Source organism: Candidatus Eisenbacteria bacterium (assembly GCA_030017955.1).
GTDB lineage: Bacteria > Eisenbacteria > RBG-16-71-46 > JASEGR01 > JASEGR01 > JASEGR01.
Window position 1 is genome coordinate 1 of record JASEGR010000155.1, and the last position, 2,915, is coordinate 2,915.

Sequence of the window (2,915 nt, forward strand, 5' to 3'; positions counted from 1 at the left end):
GTAGAATTTATTCTATAAAAAGGCCCTCCGAAGCTCTCATTCTTCAGAGGGTTAAATTTGGTAGCGGGGGCAGGATTTGGAGTCCTTGTCAATAGTTGTGTAAATAGTTTTTTCAAGCAGCGTTCTTTCCGGTTGATTGTTTCTTGGGTTTGACTTCCAAACCGTCTTTGAACTCCACTCCTTCAATTACTTTGATCACCAAATGCGAGGCGTTAAGTCGCCTCCAGTTGCGTTGCGCTCTCAGGAACAGCTGGAAGACCAGACAGAGCGCCGAGCGCGGCGATTTGATCCGCCGAGCCGCATTGGTCCTGAGTTTCACCGTCGCAAACACCGACTCAATTGGGTTGGTGGTCTTGATCGACAGCCAGTGCTCCTGCGGATAAGAATAGAAGGTCAACAAGGCGTCCTGATCTTTGAGCAGGCACTCCACCCCCCGTGGATATTCACGGCCGTAGATATCAGTGAACTGTTGCAGCAAGTCGAGGTTCTCGTCCTTCGTCTCGGCGATGTACATCCGCTGCAAGCACAGCTTCACTTCCGGATGAAGCCGCTGGGGGAAGTGCGTCAAGACATTACGCATTTTGTGTACCCAGCAGCGTTGTTGTCTGGCGTTCGGATAGACCTCATTGATCGCGCTCCACAAGCCTAACGCGCCGTCACCGATAAACAGCTTCGGATCAGCCAAGCCCCGTGCTTTCAGATCGCGTAAGACTTCCGCCCAGCTTTCCGTCGATTCCCGATAACCCTCGACAAGTGCTAACAGCTCTTTGACCCCGTTGTCATTGGCTCCCATCACGACTAAGAACGCCGTCTTGTCCTCTCGCAACCCCGCCTTCGGATACACGCCATCACACCACAGATAAGCATAGCCGTGCTCATCCAAAGGCCGTTTGCGCCACTGCTCGTACTCTTCTTCCCACTGCGCTTTCAAGCGCGTCACCGTCGTCGGGGAAAGGTTCGCTCCGTCTCCCAGCAGACCACGTAGGGCCGGTTCAAAGTCGCCGGTCGCCAGGCCTTGAACATACAACTCCGGGATCAGTTCCTTGATTCGATCCGATCGCCGCTCGTAGGAACGGAGCACTTGGGATGCAAACCGCTCCGCTGTCTCACGCACCCTGGGGGCGCGAATCGACAAGGTCCCGCTTCCGACCGTCACGCGGCGCTCTTTGCCGTAACCGTTCCGATGACCACAAAACTTCTCGTTGTCACGCGCTGAGCCTGTCGAAACCCGCTCGTGACGTTTCCGCCCCAGAAACTCCTCCACCTCCGCCTCCAGCACCTCGCGAAGCATTCGCAACGCTCCCTGACGCGCTACTTCATCCAAGTCCCCAGCTAATCCTTGCTTCAAACTCTGATCGTTTTCGCTTGTCAATCCGCTCAACTTCTGATTCTTTGACATCGGCGTATCCTTTCTTAAATCCCGCTTCCTTCGGGATTCTCGGTTTGAATTTGTACCGAAAGGCTACGCTACTTTTTTGCCTTTTAGGGACTGTTGAAAAATACCGATAAGTTTGGGTTCTTGAGGGTGGGTGGTCGGATAATCGAACCGGATAGGGGATTGTTGTAACGGATTGGCTGTTGAGGAGGTTCTTTTCTCGCCTTTCGGGTCTCATCTCACTCGCGAAAGGCGTTCTTGGACAGACTACTCCCCTTAGCCAGCGATCAGAGGAATGGGTTCCGCGACAATTCGGATCAGTCGCTTCAGGTTAAAGGCCAACGCCTGCATCAATACCTGGAACAGATTCTTCGCCACTCCACGATAGCGCGCCTTCTTATTGATTCTCGCAAACACTCCCTCAAACGGCATCCGTACCGCACTGAGCCAGCGGTCTTTGTCCCGGTCTTTCGCCTTCATGTTGTTCTTCAAAATCACCCCCGAGTGACACCCTTTAGCCGAGAGCGTCGTTTGCGCCTCCGCAACACAGTAGGCCTTGTCGGCAAACACCATCCCACCGTCCGGACAGACCTCCTCCAGTACCTTGTGGTCAGAAACATTGGCCGGCGTCACCGCCACCTTACTGATCAAGCCACCACTCATGTCCACCGACACATGCCGCTTATAGCCAAACCAGAAGTTCTTCTTCCCCTTACAACCAAAGCGAGCTTCGCCATCGCTGCTATACTTCTCCACATTCTTGTTGTTCAGCTTGCGCTTCCCTTCCTCATCCCGCTCCTGGTTCTCCCGATCCGCCAAGGCCCGATCACGAGCCTCCCAGACATTCACCCGACTCAATAGCGCTGAGGCATCCACAAACGTAAACACGCCGCGAATGATACCCGACGCCCGCAGCGATTCTCCCACCCGATTAAACAACTTCGCCAGTCGCTTCGGCCCGATCCGGGTCCGTAAATAACTAAAGTAACTGAAGCTCGGCGTCTTCGCCAAAAGCTCAAACCCACAAAAATACTTCCCCGCGTTGTTCTCCGCTAAATGCTCCTCCAGTTGACGATCACTCAAATCCTCCAGATACTGCAATAGCAAACAACGAAACCCCTGCTCAACCGGATAACCGCCGCGCCCCAGCTCCGAATACAAATCTCGCAACGGCCGCGTCAACTCCCCAAAATCCAATAGCTTCAACATCTGCCGATACCTGTGGTCGCCACGAACCAACTCATCAACCGTCGGAACGATCAAACTCATCTGTCTCTCCATCTCTTTCAAACTCATTTCCCCCATTTTCTCCCCCTCAATGCCCCAACACAACACAAACCTTCATTTTTCAACAGTCCCTTTTACACAACTTTTGAAATTAACTCCTGTGCTTATGTCGTGGGTCAGACTATGTCTGCTAACTTCCCCACTCAGAATCCTTTTCAGGCGACCAATCATGGTTTACGTGATGTATTTCTAACCAAGTTAGACAGTGCTTGAAATGGTCTCATATTTAGCACGTACCTTGGCGGAAGCGGAG

General features: G+C 52.9%; 2 protein-coding genes. Both read right to left on the minus strand.

What is annotated here, in order from left to right; genetic code table 11:
• Positions 1-112 precede the first annotated feature (112 nt).
• Positions 113-1,399, minus strand: coding sequence for an IS256 family transposase (locus tag QME66_13175; GenBank protein ID MDI6809899.1), 1,287 nt, complete (start codon positions 1,397-1,399; stop codon positions 113-115).
• Positions 1,400-1,651: 252 nt separating this feature from the next.
• Entirely contained in the window at positions 1,652-2,680 is a 1,029-nt protein-coding gene (locus QME66_13180; protein MDI6809900.1) for a transposase, read from the minus strand.
• Positions 2,681-2,915 lie beyond the last annotated feature (235 nt).